Below are 821 nucleotides of genomic sequence, written 5' to 3' on the forward strand. Positions count from 1 at the left end.
CACACTACCCTGCGCCAATGACTGCAGTTATTACGATTGAAGAAGGCGCACGCTTTGCGCGTAACGAAGCACTCGACATTGAACGCAAATACTTCGTTAAACTCGCGAAATCAGAAGAAGCCAAAGCTCTGGTTGGTCTGTTCCTCAACGACCAATACATCAAAGGCATCGCGAAAAAAGCGGCGAAATCAGCAAGCAAAGACACTGAGCGAGCAGCGGTATTAGGTGCAGGCATCATGGGTGGTGGCATTGCTTACCAATCTGCGCTGAAAGGCGTGCCAGTATTGATGAAAGACATCGCCCAACCATCTCTCGATTTAGGCATGACCGAAGCGTCTAAACTGCTAAACAAACGCCTTGCTCAAGGTCGTATCGACGGCTTCAAGATGGCGGGCATTTTGGCATCAATTACCCCAAGCCTACATTACGCAGGCATCGAAAATTCAGATGTGATTGTTGAAGCCGTTGTCGAAAATCCAAAAGTAAAAGCAGCGGTACTGAGCGAAGTCGAATCGCACGTTGGTGAAGACACCGTCATTACATCAAACACATCGACGATTCCAATCAACCTATTGGCACAATCACTTAAACGCCCAGAAAACTTCTGTGGTATGCACTTCTTTAACCCTGTGCATCGCATGCCTTTGGTTGAAATCATCCGTGGTGAGAAAACTTCTGATGAAACCATCAACCGCGTAGTGGCTTACGCAGCGAAAATGGGTAAATCCCCAATCGTCGTGAACGACTGTCCGGGATTCTTCGTCAACCGCGTATTATTCCCGTACTTTGGCGGTTTCAGCATGTTGCTTCGTGACGGTGCA

1 protein-coding gene is annotated in these 821 nt (G+C 48.1%); it reads left to right on the forward strand.

Annotation, left to right across the window (positions count from 1 at the left end):
- Positions 1-821: 3-hydroxyacyl-CoA dehydrogenase NAD-binding domain-containing protein (locus R7Z50_RS26335; protein ID WP_318149592.1), on the forward strand; the 821-nt coding region annotated here is incomplete at both ends.

It is taken from the genome of Vibrio sp. 1249-1 (assembly GCF_033340495.1).